This window comes from Nocardia brasiliensis (assembly GCF_011801125.1).
Lineage (GTDB): Bacteria > Actinomycetota > Actinomycetes > Mycobacteriales > Mycobacteriaceae > Nocardia > Nocardia brasiliensis_C.
Genome location: NZ_CP046171.1, coordinates 6,867,801 through 6,886,976, shown reverse-complemented (window position 1 = coordinate 6,886,976; position 19,176 = coordinate 6,867,801). Strand labels below are relative to the sequence as shown.

The 19,176-nt window shown below is 68.6% G+C and carries 18 protein-coding genes and 1 pseudogene; 11 read left to right on the top strand and 8 right to left on the bottom strand.

What is annotated here, in order from left to right; genetic code table 11:
- Positions 1 to 7: 7 nt before the first annotated feature.
- Positions 8 to 664, bottom strand: coding sequence for a maleylpyruvate isomerase N-terminal domain-containing protein (locus F5X71_RS31515; RefSeq protein WP_167465266.1), 657 nt, complete (start codon positions 662 to 664; stop codon positions 8 to 10).
- Between the two features lie 284 nt (positions 665 to 948).
- Here F5X71_RS31515 and F5X71_RS31510 point away from each other — a divergent pair, with 284 nt between their 5' ends.
- Complete coding sequence (locus F5X71_RS31510; RefSeq protein ID WP_238815576.1) at positions 949 to 1,539, top strand: hypothetical protein; 591 nt, start codon at positions 949 to 951, stop codon at positions 1,537 to 1,539.
- A 56-nt stretch (positions 1,540 to 1,595) separates the two neighbouring features.
- Here F5X71_RS31510 and F5X71_RS31505 read toward each other — a convergent pair whose 3' ends face one another.
- Together F5X71_RS31505 and F5X71_RS31500 are read right to left on the bottom strand one after the other, a co-directional pair.
- Entirely contained in the window at positions 1,596 to 2,150 is a 555-nt protein-coding gene (locus F5X71_RS31505; protein ID WP_238815575.1) for a hypothetical protein, read from the bottom strand.
- 168 nt (positions 2,151 to 2,318) lie between these two features.
- Positions 2,319 to 3,239, bottom strand: coding sequence for an esterase/lipase family protein (locus tag F5X71_RS31500; protein ID WP_167465265.1), 921 nt, complete (start codon positions 3,237 to 3,239; stop codon positions 2,319 to 2,321).
- Positions 3,240 to 3,550: 311 nt separating this feature from the next.
- Here F5X71_RS31500 and F5X71_RS31495 point away from each other — a divergent pair, with 311 nt between their 5' ends.
- Positions 3,551 to 4,807: a cytochrome P450 gene (locus F5X71_RS31495; protein ID WP_167465264.1), complete on the top strand. Its 1,257-nt coding sequence runs from the start codon at positions 3,551 to 3,553 to the stop codon at positions 4,805 to 4,807.
- A gap of 148 nt (positions 4,808 to 4,955) precedes the next feature.
- On the opposite strand, the gene F5X71_RS31490 is transcribed toward F5X71_RS31495, so the two are convergent.
- On the bottom strand, positions 4,956 to 5,360 hold the full coding sequence (locus F5X71_RS31490) for a nuclear transport factor 2 family protein (RefSeq protein WP_167465263.1): 405 nt from the start codon (positions 5,358 to 5,360) through the stop codon (positions 4,956 to 4,958).
- 251 nt (positions 5,361 to 5,611) lie between these two features.
- Between F5X71_RS31490 and F5X71_RS31485 the strand changes: the two genes are divergently transcribed.
- Together F5X71_RS31485 and F5X71_RS31480 are read left to right on the top strand one after the other, a co-directional pair.
- Positions 5,612 to 6,781 (top strand): alpha/beta hydrolase, encoded by a 1,170-nt coding sequence (locus F5X71_RS31485; protein WP_167465262.1) that lies wholly within the window; start codon positions 5,612 to 5,614, stop codon positions 6,779 to 6,781.
- 207 nt (positions 6,782 to 6,988) lie between these two features.
- On the top strand, positions 6,989 to 9,007 hold the full coding sequence (locus F5X71_RS31480; RefSeq protein WP_238815574.1) for a CocE/NonD family hydrolase: 2,019 nt from the start codon (positions 6,989 to 6,991) through the stop codon (positions 9,005 to 9,007).
- A 6-nt stretch (positions 9,008 to 9,013) separates the two neighbouring features.
- Here the strand turns inward: F5X71_RS31480 and F5X71_RS31475 are convergent, their stop codons facing one another.
- Positions 9,014 to 9,664, bottom strand: coding sequence for a TetR/AcrR family transcriptional regulator (locus F5X71_RS31475; RefSeq protein ID WP_167465260.1), 651 nt, complete (start codon positions 9,662 to 9,664; stop codon positions 9,014 to 9,016).
- A gap of 65 nt (positions 9,665 to 9,729) precedes the next feature.
- Between F5X71_RS31475 and F5X71_RS37550 the strand changes: the two are divergent.
- Positions 9,730 to 9,915: pseudogene (locus F5X71_RS37550) on the top strand (MarR family transcriptional regulator); the annotation flags it as partial.
- Positions 9,916 to 10,009: 94 nt separating this feature from the next.
- Here F5X71_RS37550 and F5X71_RS31465 read toward each other — a convergent pair.
- Complete coding sequence (locus tag F5X71_RS31465; protein ID WP_167465259.1) at positions 10,010 to 10,699, bottom strand: HAD family hydrolase; 690 nt, start codon at positions 10,697 to 10,699, stop codon at positions 10,010 to 10,012.
- A 77-nt stretch (positions 10,700 to 10,776) separates the two neighbouring features.
- Positions 10,777 to 11,496, bottom strand: a complete 720-nt coding sequence (locus tag F5X71_RS31460) for a uracil-DNA glycosylase (RefSeq protein WP_167465258.1) — start codon at positions 11,494 to 11,496, stop codon at positions 10,777 to 10,779.
- Positions 11,497 to 11,842: 346 nt separating this feature from the next.
- Between F5X71_RS31460 and F5X71_RS31455 the strand changes: the two genes are divergently transcribed.
- The 6 genes from F5X71_RS31455 to F5X71_RS31430 all read left to right on the top strand — a co-directional run bounded on the left by F5X71_RS31455 (position 11,843) and on the right by F5X71_RS31430 (position 18,521).
- Positions 11,843 to 12,286 carry a GyrI-like domain-containing protein gene (locus F5X71_RS31455; RefSeq protein ID WP_029900460.1) on the top strand — a complete coding sequence of 148 codons (444 nt, stop codon included), beginning with the start codon at positions 11,843 to 11,845 and terminating at the stop codon, positions 12,284 to 12,286.
- Between the two features lie 34 nt (positions 12,287 to 12,320).
- The gene (locus F5X71_RS31450; protein ID WP_042257773.1) at positions 12,321 to 12,755 is read left to right on the top strand and encodes an effector binding domain-containing protein; all 435 of its coding nucleotides are present in this window, start codon (positions 12,321 to 12,323) and stop codon (positions 12,753 to 12,755) included.
- Between the two features lie 777 nt (positions 12,756 to 13,532).
- Positions 13,533 to 15,350: a putative bifunctional diguanylate cyclase/phosphodiesterase gene (locus F5X71_RS31445; protein ID WP_167466890.1), complete on the top strand. Its 1,818-nt coding sequence runs from the start codon at positions 13,533 to 13,535 to the stop codon at positions 15,348 to 15,350.
- Positions 15,347 to 16,363: a GAF domain-containing protein gene (locus F5X71_RS31440; protein WP_167465257.1), complete on the top strand. Its 1,017-nt coding sequence runs from the start codon at positions 15,347 to 15,349 to the stop codon at positions 16,361 to 16,363. The genes F5X71_RS31445 and F5X71_RS31440 overlap by 4 nt, the downstream gene beginning before the upstream one ends.
- A 98-nt stretch (positions 16,364 to 16,461) precedes the next feature.
- On the top strand, positions 16,462 to 17,589 hold the full coding sequence (locus F5X71_RS31435) for a glycosyltransferase (RefSeq protein ID WP_167465256.1): 1,128 nt from the start codon (positions 16,462 to 16,464) through the stop codon (positions 17,587 to 17,589).
- A 68-nt stretch (positions 17,590 to 17,657) separates the two neighbouring features.
- Positions 17,658 to 18,521: an SDR family oxidoreductase gene (locus F5X71_RS31430; RefSeq protein ID WP_167465255.1), complete on the top strand. Its 864-nt coding sequence runs from the start codon at positions 17,658 to 17,660 to the stop codon at positions 18,519 to 18,521.
- Here the strand turns inward: F5X71_RS31430 and soxR are convergent.
- On the bottom strand, positions 18,490 to 18,975 hold the full coding sequence (gene soxR / locus F5X71_RS31425) for a redox-sensitive transcriptional activator SoxR (protein WP_167465254.1): 486 nt from the start codon (positions 18,973 to 18,975) through the stop codon (positions 18,490 to 18,492). The two genes, F5X71_RS31430 and soxR, sit on opposite strands and share 32 nt — an antisense overlap.
- Between the last annotated feature and the right edge of the window lie 201 nt (positions 18,976 to 19,176).

Here is a 19,176-nt window from a genome sequence, read left to right as displayed (position 1 = left end):
GCGCCGGCTACCCGAGGATGAGGGGTAGCTTCGCGGCGAGCTCGCCGAGTTCGGCCTGCTCGGCCTCGGTCGCGGCGCGGCGTCCGGTCCCGATCAGCAGCGCGTCGGTATCGGTGAACGAGGCGGGGAAGGCACCGCCCGCGATCTGCTCGAGCAGCGCGCGGGTGCGGGCGAGTCCCGCCTCGGGCGGCCGTGTGACGTCGGGGAGATGGGCGACCAGGTCGAGGTGGTGCAGGGTCCACTCGAGCACGTAGGCATCGAGGTAGTCGGCGGTGGACAGGACCTGGCCCTGGGTGCTGATCAGCTGGTTCGGGTCGGCGAGGTCGGCGGCGCGACCGGCGGCGGAGCCGACGTCGTCGAGGTGCAGCCAGAGCAGCTGGGGCTGCTCGTAGGCGGCGGCCAACCGGACGATCAGCGCGTCGAGCGGGTCGTCGCCGGTCGGTGGGGTCTCGGCGACGGCCCAGTAGGTCACCGCGTCGCGAGTCGGCTCGTCGTCCGCGGGCGTCACCAGGGTGATCAGGACGTCTTGCGCGTCGATAATCAAGTGGCACACCAGATCCCGCACTAACCAGCCGGTGCACCCGGATGGTGCGGCGAAGTCTTCGTCTCGGAGCTCGGCGACCGCCGAGCGCAACGCCGTCCAGGCGTGGGAGAAGAGGTCCACATCGGCACGGTAGTGCGTTCTGCCATGGCGGACAAGCGCATTCGGCGCGGCGAGCAACCGGGCGCGGGTGCGGTGGCAATGCGGGCCGCACGGCGCGATTCGGGAGTGGGCGCACCGGCCCGAGCCGTAGCCGCCGGCAGCGGCCTGGCTCACAGGAAACGGCGGTGATCACACATCGGCGCCGAGCGTGAGCCAGACCGCTCCGGCGATCCCCGCGCAACCTCGTGCGCGACGCGCTGCCAGGCCATTCGTCGGTTCCGGGGGCGGCGCGATAACTTGGTCCGGTGATCAGGAATTCGGTACCCACGACGGCGGGAGCATGGCGGGCGGGTGACGGCGCCGCGGTGTCGTTGCGTGAGGCGACGGTGGCGTGGGCCTTGGCCGCGCACGCGGAACTTTCGGAAATCGCCACGGGGTACGGGCATTTCATCACGGTGAACGAGCTGGCCGAGCGGGTGCAGGAGGCTTCGGGTGTGCACACCGCCGCGCCGACCCGCACGTGGATGGACGCGATCCTGCGCAAGATCGCCCGGCGCTGCCACAAGGCGGGCGAGCCGCCGCTCACCGCGCTGTGCGTGCGCCGCAACCACACCGTCGGCGACACCTACAAGTACGTGCTCGAACTCGCGGGTCTGCCGATCCCGAACGATCTCGAGACGCACGCCGCCTACGCCCGGTGGCAGTGCTACGAATTCCACGGCGCGGCCATGCCCGCGGAGATGGGTGTGCCGCCGCTGACGCCGAAGGTGGCGGGCAAGCGGTCGGTGAGCACCGCCGTGCAGGCCGAGGCCAAGCCGCAGCCGACGCGTCCCGCGGTCTGCGCGCAGTGCTTCATCCAGCTTCCGGCCAGCGGCGCCTGCGAGTACTGCGGGTAGCGCAGCCGGGTCCGGCGTACCGGACCCGGCTGCTGAGCGGGGACAGGGAACGGCCGCTACGACACCGCGCCGATGAACCCGCCGATGGCGGCACCGATGGCGCATCCGAAGAGCGCGCCGACCAGGAAGAACCAGATCCCGATCAGGACGCCGACCACGCAGCCGACGACCGCGCCGGCCAGGATGGCGCCACCGCCGCCGACGGTGTGCATGAACGGCAGGTCATGCGAGCTGGCCGCGACCGGCGTCGGTCCGCCGACCGGAGTCAGGGTCAGTGTCGTGTCATTGGCCAAAGCCGGTGTGACGGAAAGGGTTCGACCCACATCCACCCGCAATGTGGTCGGAATCGCGCCGACCACCGCGCCGTCGTCGGCGACCACCTGGACCGTGTCCGGGGTCAGGACGAACCGGCCGGAGGCCAGGGTGACCGTGGCCGCGGAGTGATCGGCCGCGAGGGTGGTCGTGTAGCCGATGGGGCCGTCCACGGCGCTGACGCTGATATCGGCCAATTCGGCTTCGCCGTGTGCCGTCGCCATGGTGATTCCGGTGGCCGCCACGGCGAATACCGCGGTCGCCACCAATTTCTTGATAGACAGGGTCCTGATGAACATGGGTCTTTCCAATCCGTGCGGGTTTCCTTTGACGGTCCCCCGACAAACGGCACCGGACGTAGCATCATGATGCGCGCGCCCATTCGGCGTGTCCATACGGTGTTTCGCCTGTTCAAACCGGGTTCTCGGTCTGGTTTGCGCCCCTCGGATTGGGGGATCGGGACGGCGTTATTCCGATTGTTCGACCGGGCACGGATCAGCGGAAAACGGCAATCCGAGCGCTTTGTGCACCAAATAGGCGACGGCGGGCGAGTGCGGCAGAATGCCGTGGTGATAAGTGTCGGTGGGGCACACGTCCTGCACCCAGACATTGTCGACGGTGGCGCCGACCCCCGCGCGCAGAAACGTCGCTTCCGGCGGCGTGACCACATGGTCGACCCGGGTCGCGATCGCGGTGTAGTGGATACCCGGTTCGGTGTCGCCCCCGGCGTTGAGCGTGCGCAGGAATTCGCTGGTCGCCAGCTGCTGGGCCGCCGCGGTGCCGAGCACTCTGGCGATCATGCTGTCCGACAGCGCGGCGGCACTGCCGGTGGGTAGGAGATAGCCGAGGCCGTCCGCGGTGGTGCCGTGGTGGGTGGCGGCGATGGTGACGAGGTGGTCGACCAGGTTGCGGGACGGGTCGAGGCGGTCGGCGCCGCCGTCGAAGCGAAGGTACTGCCGCACCAGCGGGCCGCCCTGGGAGTGGGCGACGATATCCACCCGCGCCGCGCCGGTGGCGGCGCGCACCTTGGCGACGAACGCGGCGAACTCCTTGGCCGAGGTCCGGATGTCGGCGGTGCCGAACACGCCGGGCACCGACCCGCGCATGCTGGTCGGCGCGTGCCCGTAATTGAGCGAGAATACGCACACGCCATGCGCTTTCAGCTGCGGGGCGAGGGTGTCCCAGGCGCTCTGGTTGTCCCAGGTCCCGTGCACGAGCAGGACGGGCTGCGGATAGGCCGTCGCTGGCGCGCAGGACCAGTCGTTCGCACCGGTGGGCGGTACGGTCCAGTCCGCGTCGGTTTCGGCGGCCGCCGGCGCGGCGGCGAGCAGCACCGCGAGGCACGCAGCGAGTTCGGCAACACCCCAGCGACACCGAAGGGTAGCCATCGAGGCACGGTTCCTTTCGCCGACACAACAGGTCTGCTCAGCAGATCGGCTGCCTCGATGCCAAGTCCGTCATCAGATGTCGGGCCACAACCATTCGGCGCGGCCCAATAGAACCATCGCGGTGCGGCGGTGGCAAACATGTCGGCCGGAGTGGCGGCGGAAAATGTCTCCGGCGGCCGGTGCGTCAATGTCTTTCTGCCCGGAACGGATTCACGCTTCCCACGGCCGTTTGTCGGCGGTTTCCGACACAGCCGAACAGTTTGCTGCCTACTCTCACGAGGCTGGTAGAACGAACGCCTGGAGTCTGCGCAATGACGTTGCCCCCGCCCGCGGCAGAGAGCCGGTCCGGTCCCGCACCGCACGGTTCCCCCATTGATCACGACGGCCCACGGGTGTCGTTGTATTCACCGGAGTTCGCCGCCGACCCGCACGACGCCTATCGGCGGATGCGCGAGCGGTACGGGTCACTGGTGCCGGTCGAGCTGGCCGCCGGGGTACCCGCCACCTTGGTGATCGGGTATTACACCGCGGTGCGGATCTTCAACGACCCGGACCATTTTCCGGCCGACCCGCGAGCCTGGCAGCAGAATGTCGCCTCCGATTGCCCGGTATTGCCGATGATGCAGTGGCGGCCGAACGCGCTGCGCAGCGCCGGCGCCGAACACGCGCGGTATCGGCAGGTGAATCTCGCGGGCCTGGACAAGGTTGATCAGTACGGCCTGCACGACACGGTGGCCGAGATCGCGATACCGCTGATCAACGAGTTCTGCATGGACGGGTCGGCGGACTTGGTGCGCCAGTACGCTTTTCCGCTCGCGTTCGCGGTATTGAACGCGCTGCTCGGCTGTCCCGCCGAAATCGCGCAGCAGGCCGCGACCGGTATGGCGGCGATCTTCGAGGGGGTCGACGCCGACCGGGGGAACAAGATGCTCGTCGCCGCGCTGCAGGAATTGGCGCAGCGTAAACGCACGGCGCCCGGCGACGACGTGACCACCCGAATGCTGCGCCATCCGGCCGAGCTGACCGATACCGAGATGGTGCACCAGCTGGCGACGCTGTACGGCGCGGGCATCGAGCCGCAACAGAATCTGATCGTCAACACCCTGCTGCTGATTCTCACCGACGAGCGCTTCGGCGGCAGCGTGCTCGGCGGCAGCCTGTCCACCCGGGACGCGTTGGACGAGGTGCTGTTCAACGATCCCCCGATGGCGAATTTCTGCATCAGCTTTCCGCGCCAGCCGATCCTGATCGACGACGTCTGGTTGCCCGCCCATCAGCCGGTGGTGATCAGCATGACCGCGTGCAACACCGATCCGGCGATCGCCGGGAACCAATACGCGGGCAACCGATCCCATCTGGCCTGGGGCGCCGGACCGCACGTGTGCCCGGCCAGTTCGCTGGCCTATCTGATCGCGCAGGATGCCATCGACCAGCTCTTGGACGCCTTGCCCGAGATCGGTCTCGCGGTGCGTCCTGGCGATCTGGTCTGGCGGCCCGGTCCGTTCCATCGGGCGGTGACGGCCCTGCCGGTCACCTTTCCGGCCGCGCCGCCGCTACCTGTGCCCTAAGTCCTGTCCAGCGCCGCTCCCTGCGGTGAAACGCGAACCGGCCGACGGTTTCTCGAGGAACCGTCGGCCGGTGGGTGCCCCCGGATCGGCGGGAGCGTGCCACGGGTGCCGCGTCGGGTGGTACGGCCCGGGCGGAGTCGATCACGATCTAGTTGGTGTGTGGCGCCCCGTTGAGCGCGGCCAGCATGGCCGGGGTGTCGACGTAGTTGTCGAAGCCGACGACGCGACCGTCGCGCAGATGCCACACGTGGATGTTCGGCACGTCGAACGCGACCTCGCCCCCGGTGGTCTTCCCGATGCCGCGCCCTGTCATGACCACGTCGTCACCTGCGGCGAAGATGCTCTGCGGCACGACATTCGCGTCGATGTGCGCCAGCATCGTCCCGAAATAGGTATTGGCACCGTTGTGACCGACATGCGTGCCGCCCCACGGCAGTTGCGCGGCCTCCTTGATCTCGATATCCGGATCGAAAAGTCGCTCGATGACCGAAAAGTCGCGCGCTCCGAACGCGTGGTACACCTGGGTGACTAATTCGAGATTGCTCTGGGACACTGAAAAAAGCTCCTCGTGGGGCGAAACGTGTTGAACACCAACATCCTTGCGGCACCTCGGGCGCGTCGCCACACGGGGAAGGCTGCATTTTGGCAACGGAATCGCGGGCTCGCCGACGCGGGTGTGGATGCGCCGTTCGCCAGGGCGGTCGGCGCTTGCTCGGCCGCTCTTCGCGGTAAGCCGGGGTTGCCGTAATCCGATGGTCGGCGTGCCATCGCCGCTGGTGCGGGCGGTCGTGGGTTAATGATCGGATGGTCATTCGGTGGATCATGACGGCGCTGGCCGCAGTGGTGGCCGCGGTGCTGATGCTGTTCGCGTACGTGATCCTCGCCGTGCGGATTCCCGCGCCCTTCGTGGCACTGACGCACGTGGTGAGCGATTACGGGCTGTACCTGATTCCGCTGGGCGTCGCCGGGTTCGTGCTGTCGCTGGCCGCCTTCGCGCCGAAGGGGCGCACCGGGGTGCGTCAGGCGTCGGCGGTGACCGGTCTGGTCTGCCTGCTCGGCGTGGTCGTCGCGGGATTCCCGCTGGCTGCCTCGTGGGGCACCGCCGTGCGCCACGACGCGAGGCTGTCGTTCGGCGAGTACTTCACCGGCGGGTCGAATGTCGGCGCGCCCGTCGATGAGCTGAGCACCGTCTTCCACACCATCGACGGCCAGGAACTGAAGCTCGATGTGAAGCTGCCCGCGGGGACGCCGTCGCGGCCGCGACCCGCCGTGGTCTGGGTGCACGGCGGGGGCTGGGCGCACGGTGATCGCGGCGAGGCGCCCAAGTGGCACGAGTGGCTGAACGACAAGGGCTATGCGGTCTTCGCCATCGACTACCGGCTCGCGCCGCCGCCCACCTGGAACCAGGCGCCCGCGGACGTGAAGTGCGCTGTCGGCTGGGTCAAGCAGCAGGCTCGGGCGTACGGGATCGACCCGCGACGCGTCATGGTCGCGGGCGGCTCGGCGGGCGGCAACCTGGCGCTGATGGCCGCCTACGCCGACGACCGGGTGCCGCCGAGTTGCGCGGTGACCGATACGTCGGTCGCCGCGGTCGCGGTCTTCCATCCGATACCCGATTTGGCGGAAGCGTGGCGCGACAGCGGGCTGCCCGTGCGGATGCACACCTTCCTCGAGGACTACCTCGGTGGCAGCCCCGAGCAGTTCCCGCAGCGATACAAGGCGGCCTCGCCCGCCACCTACGTCCGGCCGAACGTGCCGCCGACGCTGATCATGCACGGCACCAGGGATCATGTTGCGCCGTATCGGGGTTCGGCCGAATTGGCCGAACGGTTGCGCCGGGTCGGCGTCGAGAATCGTTTGATCGCAGTGCCTTATGGCGAACACATCTTCGATTTCACCTGGGGCGACTGGGGCGCGCAGATTTCCAGGCACACCTTCGGCGCATTCCTCGCCGACCATTTCCCGGCGCCCTGAGCGGCGGCATGCGGAAATAGCCGACGCGGGGTACGGGATTGGCGCCGACAGGTTGAACGTAGGATTCGGTGTCCACATGCCGAGAAGTGTTACCGGTCACCATTGTGTGCCGCAGTGACGGAGGTTACTGTAACCCCTCGTTGAGGGGAACGAGGTAGTTCCCCACTGTGGGAGGGTTCGCGAAGGATGATCAGACGCCGACGTCCGATGAGGTTGCTGGCCGCCATCGTCACCGCTGGCACGGTGCTCGCCGGCGTGACCGTATCGCTCACTTCCGGGCAGGCGGCCGCGGGCAACGATTCGCTCGACGCGCAATTCACCGCGACTCATCAAGGCCCGCAGCAATATCCGAACGTCTATATCGACTGGGACGTGCCGATCACCATGAGCGACGGCACGGTGTTGAAAGGCAATGTGTACCGGCCCGCCGATGCCTCCGGGCAGCCGGTCGCCGAACCGATGCCGACCATTGTCAATCTCACGCCCTATACGAAACTTCTTGCGAATATCGCGGATTCGGCCCTCGCGGTGCCCGGGCTCGGTGAACCGCTGCTGCGCATTCTGCAGGGATTCGACCTCTCGGCCTACGGCATGAGCGGCATCAGCGATCTCATGCGGGCGCTGCCCGGTGGCGCGGCGCGAACCTTCGCCGTCGATCGCAAGCTCGTGCAGAGCGGCTACGCCCAGGTGGTCGTCGACGTGCGCGGCACCGGCTTCTCCCAGGGCATGTGGCAGGTCTTCGGCGAGCGGGAGCAGCAGGACGGCGTCGAGGTGGTGGACTGGGCGGCCGCGCAGCCGTGGTCCAACGGCAAGGTCGGCATGAGCGGTATCTCGTATTCCGCGATCAACCAATTGCACACGGCCGAACGGCAACCCGCGGCCCTGCGGGCGATCTTCCCGATCGTGCCTGGCAGCGACCTGATCCGCGATGTCGCGGCGCCGGGCGGCGCGCTCGGCATCGGGTTCATCCCCGAATGGCTACTCGCGGTGGATGGCACCAAGCTGATTCCCGACCTGGTGTCCATCATCGGGGGCAAGTTCGACTGGACCTGGCTGGCCGATCGCGTGCGCGACCCGTTCACCTTCTTCAACATCATCATCGAGGCGCTGGGGACGCCGAGCATCGATCAGATCAAGCCGGAGATGCAGGCGATCCTCGACGACACCAGTTCGCTGCGCACCGCGTGGGTCGGGCACCCGGAACGGGTCACCGTGCCGACCTTCGTCTACGGTGGCTGGCACGACATCTTCACCTACTCCTCGCCGCGCATCTTCAACGCGGTGAACGTGCCGGACGAGCAGAAAAAGCTGGTCATGGGGGACACCTATCACGTGACCACCGGTGCAGGCCTCGGCCTTCCCGGCGCGCCGCCCGCGCTGGACGTGCTGCAGCGCGCCTGGTTCGACAAGTGGCTCAAGGGGATCGACAACGGCATCGACGGTTACGAGCAGGTCCACCTGTGGCAACAGGGTGGCGGCTGGACCACGGCCCCGGCGTTCCCGCGCCCCGGAATGGACTACCGCCGTATGTATCTGGACGCGACACCCTCGGGCACCGCGCCGGGCAGCGGCCACGACGGCAGTCTCACCGCCGCGCCCGGCGGACCCGCGCGCGTGACCATCGCGCCTGGCCTGTCCACCCTGTGCTCCCGCGACGCGGCGCACGGCACGGCGGGCATCATCGCGGCCTTCGACGTCTGCACGAAGGACGCCAGGATCAGCGAGACGAACGCGCTCACGTTCACGACGGCGCCGGTGCGTGCGGCGACGCAGATCTCCGGCCCGATCGCCGTGCACCTCAACACGGTGCTCGACGCCACCGACGGCTACTGGACGGTGACCGTGAACGACGTTGCGCCCGACGGCCGTTCGACGGTGTGGAGCACCGGCCAGCGCACCGCCTCGTTGCGCGCGGTGGACGAGGACAAATCGACGCGCGCGCCCAACGGCGACTACACCGACCCGTATCCGATCCTCACCCTGGACAGCCGCGAACCGCTCGTGCCCGGCCGGCCTACCGTGGTCGACCTCGGTGTCTTCGCCACCGACGGTGTGCTGCAGCCGGGCCATCGACTGCGCGTCGACGTGTTCGCGGGCAACTTCCCGAGCAGTATTCCGTTGCGCCCCTTGCTGAACGAGAGCGAATTGAAGCCGCAGCATCTGGAGCTGGACCCGAATCAGCCCAGCTGGGTGAACATTCCGGTCGCGGGTGACACCGGCTGGTGAGCGGGCTCAGCCGGAGCCGAGCAGTGCCGAGGCCGCTCGGTTCAGGACCGGTGCCAGTGCGGGCAGTGCGTGCGGGCCGGACTCGATGAGGGTGGCGCGCACCCGGTCGTCGATGCCGCCGGTCAGCACATCGACCAACTGCGGGTCGGGTGCCTTCGCGAGTTCGCCGTCGCGCACACCGATCCGGGCCGCGGCGAGCATGCGGTAGGCGAACATCCGTTGCACGCGGGCCCGGTGTGCGGTGAGTCCCGGGCCCGCGGCGAGGGTTTCGACATGGAGCGCGCGAGCCGCCGCGGGCTCGGCCGCCAGGAAGTCCAGGTAGGCCGCCAGCGTGCTGCGCACCAGGTCGCGGAAGCCGCGGGCGCCGGACTCGGCGACCACCCGATCGAGTTCGCGCTCCACCACCTCGACCACGAAATCGAATGCGGCGGTGAAGCATTCCTCCTTGCTGTCGAACAGTCCGTAGAACGTGCGCCGGGCCACCTTGGCGCGGCGCACGATATCGGCGATCGTCGTCGGCCCGTAGCCCTGCTCCGCGATCGCCTCCAGTGCGGCGATGCACAGCCGGTCCCGTTGCGAGGTGGTCACCTCGTCGCGGCTGAGCCGGTGCGGGCCGCGCGGTAGTCGATCGGGAACAGCGCTGGTCAGGACAGTCATAGTGCGGTCAATTCTGCCACGCGGGCGGAGAGCGCAGCTATCTTCCGGCATATGGCCGCCGCTCCATCCGGCTGCCCGCCGCGGAGAAGCACACCTTCACCACGCTGTCGGTGCTGCACACGCTGGCGCACCACGGGCCACTGCGACTGACCGCGTCGAAAGAGACCGAGCAGATCACCCAGCCCGCCATCACCCAGCCCGTGCACCGGCTCGAGCGCGACGGACCGGTGCGGCGCACACCGGACCCGGCGGACGGGCGGGCCACCCTCGTCGAGGTCACCGCTGCGGGCGCGCGGATCGTGCGGAGCACGCATCAGGAACGAGTCCCCCGCCTTCGAGAACCGTTCAGCCGGGCAGTCGTTCGGCGGGGTAGTCGTCGAGCGCGCGGTCCCGGTCACCGACGACGACCGGGTGGCCGACCAGGTCGAACATCGCGGTGTCGGAATGGTGGTCGCCGAAGGCGGCGCAGGCGGACAGGTCGATCCCGGTCCGCTCGGCATAGGCGCGCAGCGCGGCCGACTTGTCGTCGCCAACCATGGTTGCGCTGACTTCTCCGGTGTAGCAGCCGTTCTCGACCGCCAGCTCGGTGCACAGGATGTCGTCCGCGCGAATCTCGTCCGCGATCGGGCGCAGGGCGGCGTCGAACGAGCCGGATACCAGCACGATTCGGGCGCCCGCGGCGGCGAGCTGTTGAAGACGTTGCCGCACCGCGGGATTGAAGAACCCGGGTGTCGCGAGCCGTGCGGCGAACCACTCTCGGCCGACGCGTTGGACATCGGCGACCGCACGTCCGGCCCACAACCGATAGAACCAGCGATGCGATTCGGCGCGGCCCATGCCCCGCTCACGCAGCGCGAAGAACTCCCGAAGCGTGGCAGGGCCGTCGAGCTCACCACGCCGCTCGGCATCGAAACCGAACAGCGACAAAAAGGTGATCTCCCGCACCAACGTCTCGTCGACATCGACAAACGCCGCACCCCGCTGCCCCACCGACACACCCTGCGCTACTACGTTTTCCAGACCCCGACCCGTCACTCCCGGACCGTACCCCATCCCCACAGACCCCCGCCCCACCGTTCACGCCGCATCGCCGATGGGCTTTCGCGGAGGGGTTATTTGAGGTTGGCGGCGGATTTGGCGGTGGTCAGGACGGATTCGAGCATGGAGGGGGTGAGGCGGCCGGTGAAGGTGTTCTGCTGGCTGACGTGGTAGCAGCCGAAGAGGTGCAGGGGGGCGCGGGTGGGGGTGGTGGGGGTTAGGAGGTAGTGGGCGGCGTGGCCGAATTTGGGGCGGGGGCGCGGGATGGCCCAGCCTGCCTCGGCCAGCACGGGGAGCAGGGCTTGCCAGCCGAACCCACCGAGCACGACGACGGCGCGGACGGTCGGTGCGAGCAAAGCGAATTCGGTGGCGAGCCAGTGCCTGCACCGGTCGCGCTCGTCCGGGGTCGGCTTGTTGTCCGGCGGCGCGCAGTGCACGGGCGCGGTGACGCGGACGCCGCACAGGCGCAGGCCGTCGTCCCGGTGGGTCGCGGTCGGCTGACTGGCCAGGCCCACCGCGTGCAGTGCCGCGAACAGCACGTCGCCGCTGCGGTCGCCGGTGAACATCCGCCCGGTCCGGTTGCCGCCGTGCGCGGCGGGCGCGAGGCCGACCAGCAGCAGCCGCGCATCGTCCGGGCCGAAGCCGGGCACGGGCCTGCCCCAATAGGTTTCGTCCCGGAATGCGGCGCGTTTGGTCCGCGCGACCTGCTCGCGCCAGGCCACCAGCCGCGGGCAGGCGAAACAGTCGGCGACCGCGGCGTCCAATTCGGCGATGCTGCGGTAGGTCTCGCTCATCGGACCCGCCGTGTCGCGGCGTCGCGCAGCCATGCGGGCATGACCGCCGGGCACCGGCACCGAGACTTGCGCTCGCCACGTGACATACCGTCCACCGTAGTTGTCGAAGAGTTCCGAGTCCCCGCCTGACCGAGGCCGGCGATGTAGCTTTTCGGCCGACCGGCCCAGGCCGAATCGTGTCCTGAATTCGACCATGTCAGGTCATCTGTCCAGTTCAGCAGGCTGGTGAGCCTGGATAACGACCCGGACATGTGATCGTTACCACCCGGTCTGTGTTGATAGCATGGCCTTTCTGACCGACCGGATGCGGGCCTCGCCCCCGGATTCACCTCGAAAGAGTCTTTCCATGCAGTTTGAAATCGTCGAGCGGGACGAAACGTGGGTTGCCGGATTGCCGGTGCGCAGCCCCAAGCGTGCGCTCGGAGAACTGCGGGACCACGATCTCGAGGCCGCCTGGGCGGCCGTGCTGCATCAAGAGCTCGGCGGGCCCCTGGCCAGCGCCTATACCGATTACACCGGCGAGCTCGGCACCTACAACACCCAGATCGTCGGCTACCAGTGCGCGTCGTTCGGCGAGGTCACCCGTGGGCATCTGGTGGCCAGGCTGCCGCGCGGCACCTATGCACGGTTCTCCTCGGTCGGTAACTTCCCGCAGGTGATGACCGACCTGTGGACCCAGATCGCGTACGCCGAGGAACACAACCAGATCAAACGGACCTACACCGGCGATTTCGAGTGCTACCCGCACGCGTACAAGATCGAGCTGTACCTGGCGGTCGACGCGCGATGATCGAGGCGGTTATGTGTTCAGGTGAGGCGCGGTCATGACCTATGCGATCGCGGTGCGTGGCGAGGCGATCTATGGCGGCCTGGTGGTGCCGCGGGTGCGCCCGAGTTTCAAGGTCAGCAACAGCGACCTGATCGAGTTCCTCAAGGACCGGCTGCGCGACCGCAAGGGCGCCGACCGTCCGATGTACACGGTGTACGTGCCGGACCCGGCGGGCAACTACAACGCCGTGGTCTGCTTCGACTACCGCGAACCCGAGGCGGTGCCGATCGGCGATGTGCTGGTCCGGGTGCCGAAGGGGGTATACGCGCGCTTCGCGCCGAACGGGGATTACCACGACCCGGTCGAGGATGTGTGGGCCCAGGTCGACGACGCGACGGCCTCGGCGGAGATCACCCGCGCCTACCGGGAAGAGATCGAGATCTGGCAGGGCCACGATTCGGTGGAGTTGTTCATCTCTATCCTGGTCTAACTAGCTAGAGATTAGCTACGCTAGAACCGACCGGTCGACACGCTATCCGTCTCGATCGTGGTATGGGTTCTGACCAGGGGTGATTTGCAGGCTGACGCCCAGTTTTCGGAAGATTAACCAGACATCTGGTCAATTCTTGCCGGATGACGGATACTGCCCTAGGCAAACTCGTCCGAGAAGCAGCATTACGGGTGAAGATGTCGACCCCGGTTCGATGACCGCGTGCGGATGCGGAGCAACGGAGTAGGAACGGTATGGCTGTCGAGGCGAGCGCCGCGCACGCGCGGACCCGGGTTGCTGGTGGCAGCGGCGAGGCGATTGCAGGCCATTTCCCGCAGGGCCTCGATTGGCAAGATCGACCTCGGGTCGATCCGGTCTGGTGGGATAATCGAGCTGGTCGGGCAGTTGCCGACGGATTGCAAGGTTCGCCGACGCGGGTCGGGCAGCGTGGTCACGCAGCGCGGGATGCCGACCCGGGAACGGTGGGGTGACCGATGGGTGCACACAGCAGCCGAAAAGCGCGACTCCCCAGCGCACCGGCCACGAATTTCGCCTATACCGTGGATACACTGGCGTCGCTTCGTTTCTCGGATCTACTCGAAGTACCTGAGCATGAGACCATGGCGTTGGTGCAATGCCTGAGCGATCCGGCCGCAGCCCCGGCGAAGAGCAGGCGGCGTCCGGTGCCGGGCGTGGACACCCGTGGATAGCGTGATCGGAGACAAGGTGCCTCGGCGGACGCTCGACTCATTGGTGACCCAGGTCGCCTCCGAGCTGATGGGTGTCGACGCCACGACCATGGCCGAGGCGACCGAACGGGTACTCGCACAGCTCGTCGAATACTTCGACGTCGACTTCAGCTACGTCCGGCACACCGATCGCGAGCGCCGGGCCTCTGTGCTGATCGCGGAGTGGCCGCATCGACCGCAGGTGCCCGACCCGGACCCACTCGAGGTCGTCTACTTCGAGGGCGCCGACCCGGTGTTCCGTGCCTTCGAGCACGCGACCGAGCCGATGATCGCGCGCCCGACACCGGAGTTCGCCGATTATCAGGAGACGATGCGGCGGGCCTCCGGCATCCCGGTCGTCACCACCGCCGCCGTCCCGCTGCTCTCCCGCGGCGAGTCGACCGGCGTGCTCGGTTTCATCAAGACCGGCGATCGGGAGTGGAGTACCCGCGAACTCAACGTGCTCAAGGCGATCGCCGCGTTGTTCGCGCAGTTGCAGGCGCGGGTGGTGGCCGAGGAGCGGCTGCGCTACATCGCACTGCACGACGACCTGACAGGCCTGGCGAATCGCCGCGCGTTGCTCGAGCACATGGATGAGCGGCTGCGTCCGGGCAGCCCGGGGCCGGTGGCGGCGTTCTTCCTGGACCTGGACCGGCTCAAGGCGCTCAACGACTTTCTCGGGCACACCGCGGGCGACAACTTCATCCGCACGCTCTCCTCGCGGCTGCGCGAGCACCTCGATCCCGACGACATGATCGCGCGCCTCGGCGGCGACGAGTTCGTCATCGTGCCCGCCAAGCCGATGGACGCGGTCGCGGCCGAGGAGGAGGGCACCCGGATCCAGCAGCTCATCGGGCGCCGGGTGACCGTGGGCGGGGAGTCGGTGAGCCGCGCGGCGAGCATCGGTGTCGCCGTCGGGATTCCCGGCGAGACCACCGTCGCCGACGTGCTGCGCCGCGCCGATCACGCGCTGCTTTCGGCGAAGTCGGGCGGCGGTAACGGTGTCGCGGTGTTCACCGACGCGATGCGCGCCCAGTTCGAGCTGCAGGACGACGTGGAGCTGAATCTGCGCGGCGCGGTGTCCGACGGCTCGCTGCTGCTGCACTATCAGCCGGAGGTCGATCTGCGGACCGGCCGGGTCGTCGCGCTCGAGGCGCTGGTCCGCTGGATGCATCCGACCAGAGGACTGTTGCCGCCCGCGGCGTTCGTCACCGTGGCGGAGGCGACCAACCTGGCCGGCGAGCTCGGCCGCTGGGTGATCAGGTCGGCGTGTGCGCAGTTCGCCGAGTGGCGCCGCCGTGGCCTCGCGGCGAATGTGGTGATGCGGATCAATGTTTCGCCGGTGCAGTTGGTGAGCCTGGATTTCGTGGAGCGGATCGAGGACATCCTGCGGTTGTTCGGCATCGACGGCAGCTCGATCTGTCTGGAGATCACCGAACACGTGGTGGTGCAGGACCTGGCGCGCACCCAGGTGACGCTGCGCGGGCTCAAGCGCATGGGCGTGCAGATCGCCATCGACGACTTCGGCACCGGTTACAGCTCGCTGTCGCACCTGAAGGCGCTCCCGGTCGACGCGGTGAAGATCGACCGCGGTTTCGTGCAGCGCCTCGGCGCCAGCACCGACGATCTGGCCATCGTGAAATCCATTATCGGCCTTGCTGGTTCGTTCGGCCTCGGCGTGGTCGGTGAGGGCGTCGAGACGGCGGTCGCCGCGCGCACCCTGGTCGGCCTCGGTTGCTATCGGGCGCAAGGCTTTCTGATCGCGCGGCCGATGCCCGCCGACGAGGTGGAGGCGCACCTCGCGGTGGGGCGCATCCCGCTCGACCTCGATCTGCCGCGAGCGAGCCGGGGTGCGGCCGGCATATGACCGGCGGCTGTGGCCAGCGACGACTCGAACACGATTGGCTGCTGATCGAGACACTGGGGCGCACGCCCACCGGCGCGCTCGAGGTGCCGACGCTGGTGGCCGACGGCGCGAAGGTCAAGGACTGGGGCAGCCTGCTGCGGATCCGGCGGGAACCGCATGCCCTCGCGGCACAGCTGATCACCGAGGTGGTGCAGGAGTGCGTCGAGACGGCCGCCGAAGTGCGCCGCGCTGTAGCGGGCCTGCTCGTGCTCGGTGTGCCCATCCGGTGCGCGTTCGCCGAGGTGCACGGCGTGCAGGTGTGGGCAGCGCCCGAGGAGCTACACCCGTCGGCACGGCCGGGCGTCGCCGCGTGGGACTGGCAGGCCGACACCGAATTGGCCTATCACGGACCGGGTTTGGAGGAGTTGATCTTCGCGCGGGCACCCGAGGACGTGCGGGTGATCCGGACACCGCCCGAGGCCTTCGGCCGGATGGTGCGTTTCGCGGGGCGCATCGAGTACTTCGAGATGGTCGGTGCGCTCACCGGACGGCATCAGAGCGCGGTGGACATGCTCGGCGACGACGGTCAGGTGCGCAGCTTCCAGATGATCACCAGGGCCGACCCGGTGGCGCGCCGAATCCGCGCGGTGATGCTCGAATTCGCCGATGCCGGACCGGGCCGGGCCGATGTCGACATGACCATGCTGCGGGCCGTCTCGCGGCGGGCAGGCGACGGCGTCGGCTTCGTCTCGCTGTCCTCGGGCCTGATCTACGAATGGACAACGGCCCCGGCGCCGCCGCTGGACCGTTGGGCGGTCGAACGCCCGAGCCTGCATCCGGACGACATGGCGCGGTTCCGGGCCGTGTGCGCCGAGCTGGCCGCGGCCACGGCCGACGCGGACGCCATCGAGCTGCGATTGCGGGTGCGCTTCGACGGCACCGACTGGCTCGCGGTGCGGGCCGAGCTGTGGCCGGTGCGCCCGACGCACCTCGGGCACGGGCTGATCCGAGTCTGGCACGACACGGCGGATTAGCCAGGCCCTGGCCGGTTCGCTGGGTCTTTCACGGCTGTTCATGCCGCGTTGGGCGCATCGGTTCCGAAGATCACCCGACTGGCTGCACCATCAGCGAGGTGCGCATAGTTCAGCTTGCGAACTTCTACGGCCCGCGCTCGGGTGGGTTGCGCACTGCGTTGCATCACCTCGGTGAGGGGTATGTCGCGGCGGGCCACGAGGTGGTGCTCATCGTGCCGGGAGCGCGTCGCGCGGAAGAGCTGCTGCCCACCGGAGTGGTGCGGATAACGTTGCCCGCCTTGGCGATTCCGTGGACCGGCGGCTATCGCGCGGCCGATCCGCGGCGGGTCGCCGACGTGCTGACCGGGCTGGGGCCCGACGTGCTCGAGGTGTCGGACCGGTTGACCCTGCGCGGTTTCGGCCGCTGGGCCCGCCGCCGCGACGTTGCGGGAGTGATGATCTCGCACGAACGGCTCGACCGGCTGCTCGGTCAGGTGCTGCCGCGCGCGGCAGCCCGGCGCTGCGCCGATGTGGCCAACGGGCGCACCGCCGCCGAGTACGACATCGTGGTCTGCACCACCGAGTTCGCCCGCGAGGAGTTCCTGCGGATCGGCGCGCCGAACGTCGAACTGGTGCCGCTCGGCGTCGATCTCGAGTTGTTCAGCCCGCGCAGGCACGACGGCAGGCTGCGCGCCGACCTCGGTGCGCCGGAGCATCCGCTGCTGGTGCACTGCGGCAGGTTGTCGGTGGAGAAGCGGGTGGAGCGCAGCATCGAGGCGGTCGCGGCGCTGCGTAAGGCCGGCACCGAGGTGCGGCTGGTGGTGGCGGGCGACGGGCCGCGCCGCGACGCCCTGCGGCGCCGGGCGCGGGCACTGCCCGCGCTGAGCGGCGGGTTGCCCGCCGTGCATTTCACCGGCTTCATCTCCGAACGCGCTGAGGTCGCGAAACTGCTTGCCACGGCGGATGTTTCACTGGCGCCGGGCCCGCACGAGACATTCGGTCTCGCCGCGCTGGAGGCGCTGGCGGCGGGCACGCCGGTGGTGGCCAGCCGGTCCTCGGCACTGGCCGACATCGTGACCGCCGAGTGCGGCGCGGTGGCCGCCGATCGCGGCTCCGCGTTCGCGCGGGCGGTCACCGAGGTGCTCGCGCTGCCGACCGCGGGCAGGCGCAGGGCGGCGCGCACCCGCGCCGAGCAATACACCTGGGCCCGCGCGGTGGCCGGAATGCTCGCCGTACTGGGCCGATGAGCCCGGTCCAAGTACCCTGCGGTGAGCCGGTTCGAGCAATTCGAGATGGGGATGCAGTGGTGCGAGGTATGGGGCGATCGGGCCGCAGGACGGTGCGCGACGCGAAAGTGCTGATCACGGGTGCTGCCAGCGGTATCGGCCGGGCCACCGCCCAGGCCGCGGCGGCGGCGGGCGCGCAGCTGGTGCTCACCGATATCGATGCAGGCGGGCTTGACACGACGGTGGCCGATATCCGCCGCGACGGCGGGATCGTGCTGGTCGCGAAGGCCTTCGACATCACCGACTACGACGCCGTCACCGCGTTCGCCGATCAGGTGCACGCCGAGCACGGCAGCCTGGACATCGTGATGAACATCGCGGGCACCTCGGCATGGGGGACCGTGGAGAACCTCGAGCACAAGCACTGGCGGCGCATGGTCGAGGTCAACCTGATGGGCCCGATCCACGTGATCGAGAACTTCGTGCCGCCGATGGTGCGGGCGGCCAGGGGCGGTGCGCTGGTCAACGTGTCCTCGGCCGCAGGCCTGCTGGCGCTGCCCTGGCACGCGGCCTACAGCGCGGGCAAGTACGGCATCCGCGGCGTCTCGGAGGTGCTGCGGTTCGATCTCGATCAGCACGGCATCGCGGTGCACCTGGTGGTGCCGGGCGCGGTGGACACGCCGCTGGTGCACAGCGTCGAACTGATCGGCGTCGACCGGGAGGCCCCGCGGATCAAGCGCCTCACCGAGTCGTTCACTAAGCACGCGGTCGCGCCCGAGCATGTGGCCAAGGCGATCCTGCGCGGCATGGCGCGCAACCGATTCCTGATCTACACGTCCTTCGACATCCGGTTCGGCTACTGGTGGGCGCGTAAGTTCGCCTATCCCTACGAATTCGTGATGCGCCGCGCGAGTGCGCGATTCACCCGGTTGCTGGGCGCCCAGCGCAATTGAGCTGCACGTCGAGCACGCGGGCGCCCGGCCCCTCGGTGCCGAGCCGGTCGTGCTCGTTGACCAGCTTGCAGCTGCCGAGCGACAGGCAGCCGCAGCCGATGCAGCCGGTGAGGTTGTCGCGCAACCGAATCAGCTGGGTGATCCGGTCGTCGAGATCGGCGCGCCAGTTGGTCGACAGGGTTTCCCAGTCGCGGCGGGTGGGGTTGCGGCCTTCCGGTAGTTGATCGAGGGCGTCGCGAATCTCACTGAGCGGGATGCCGACGCGCTGGGAGATGCGGATGAAGGCGACGCGCCGCAATGTCTCACGGGCGTATCTGCGTTGATTACCGCTGGTCCGGCGGCTGCTGATGAGTCCTTCGCGTTCGTAGAAGTGCAACGCGGACACTGCTACTCCGCTACGCTCGGAAAGCTGCCCGGGGGTCAGCTCCTTCGCACGCCAATCGGCTGTCGACATTCACGCTCCTCCATTCGCCTCAACAATACTTGAGGTTAGGGCGGCCTGGGGTGAAAACGGGACAACGGCATGTCCGGTGGTTCGCCTGGTCGGCGCGGCTTCTGGCCAGGTCATAAGGGGGATGCGTCAACCAAAGCGGCGGCGGTGCGCGCCGTCCCCGGTTAGCTGCCGACGCGGCAACAGCGCAACGAAGGCTCGAAT

Bases quoted from the DNA above. Each gene is read 5' to 3' on its own strand.
- F5X71_RS31505 (WP_238815575.1), bottom strand. From the start codon at position 2,150: ATGTTCATCAGGACCCTGTCTATCAAGAAATTGGTGGCGACCGCGGTA.
- F5X71_RS31500 (WP_167465265.1), bottom strand. From the start codon at position 3,239: ATGGCTACCCTTCGGTGTCGCTGGGGTGTTGCCGAACTCGCTGCGTGC.
- F5X71_RS31495 (WP_167465264.1), top strand. From the start codon at position 3,551: ATGACGTTGCCCCCGCCCGCGGCAGAGAGCCGGTCCGGTCCCGCACCG.
- F5X71_RS31485 (WP_167465262.1), top strand. From the start codon at position 5,612: ATGGTCATTCGGTGGATCATGACGGCGCTGGCCGCAGTGGTGGCCGCG.
- F5X71_RS31480 (WP_238815574.1), top strand. From the start codon at position 6,989: ATGAGGTTGCTGGCCGCCATCGTCACCGCTGGCACGGTGCTCGCCGGC.
- F5X71_RS31475 (WP_167465260.1), bottom strand. From the start codon at position 9,664: ATGACTGTCCTGACCAGCGCTGTTCCCGATCGACTACCGCGCGGCCCG.
- F5X71_RS31460 (WP_167465258.1), bottom strand. From the start codon at position 11,496: ATGAGCGAGACCTACCGCAGCATCGCCGAATTGGACGCCGCGGTCGCC.
- F5X71_RS31455 (WP_029900460.1), top strand. From the start codon at position 11,843: ATGCAGTTTGAAATCGTCGAGCGGGACGAAACGTGGGTTGCCGGATTG.
- F5X71_RS31450 (WP_042257773.1), top strand. From the start codon at position 12,321: ATGACCTATGCGATCGCGGTGCGTGGCGAGGCGATCTATGGCGGCCTG.
- F5X71_RS31445 (WP_167466890.1), top strand. From the start codon at position 13,533: ATGGGTGTCGACGCCACGACCATGGCCGAGGCGACCGAACGGGTACTC.
- F5X71_RS31440 (WP_167465257.1), top strand. From the start codon at position 15,347: ATGACCGGCGGCTGTGGCCAGCGACGACTCGAACACGATTGGCTGCTG.
- F5X71_RS31430 (WP_167465255.1), top strand. From the start codon at position 17,658: ATGGGGCGATCGGGCCGCAGGACGGTGCGCGACGCGAAAGTGCTGATC.
- soxR (WP_167465254.1), bottom strand. From the start codon at position 18,975: ATGTCGACAGCCGATTGGCGTGCGAAGGAGCTGACCCCCGGGCAGCTT.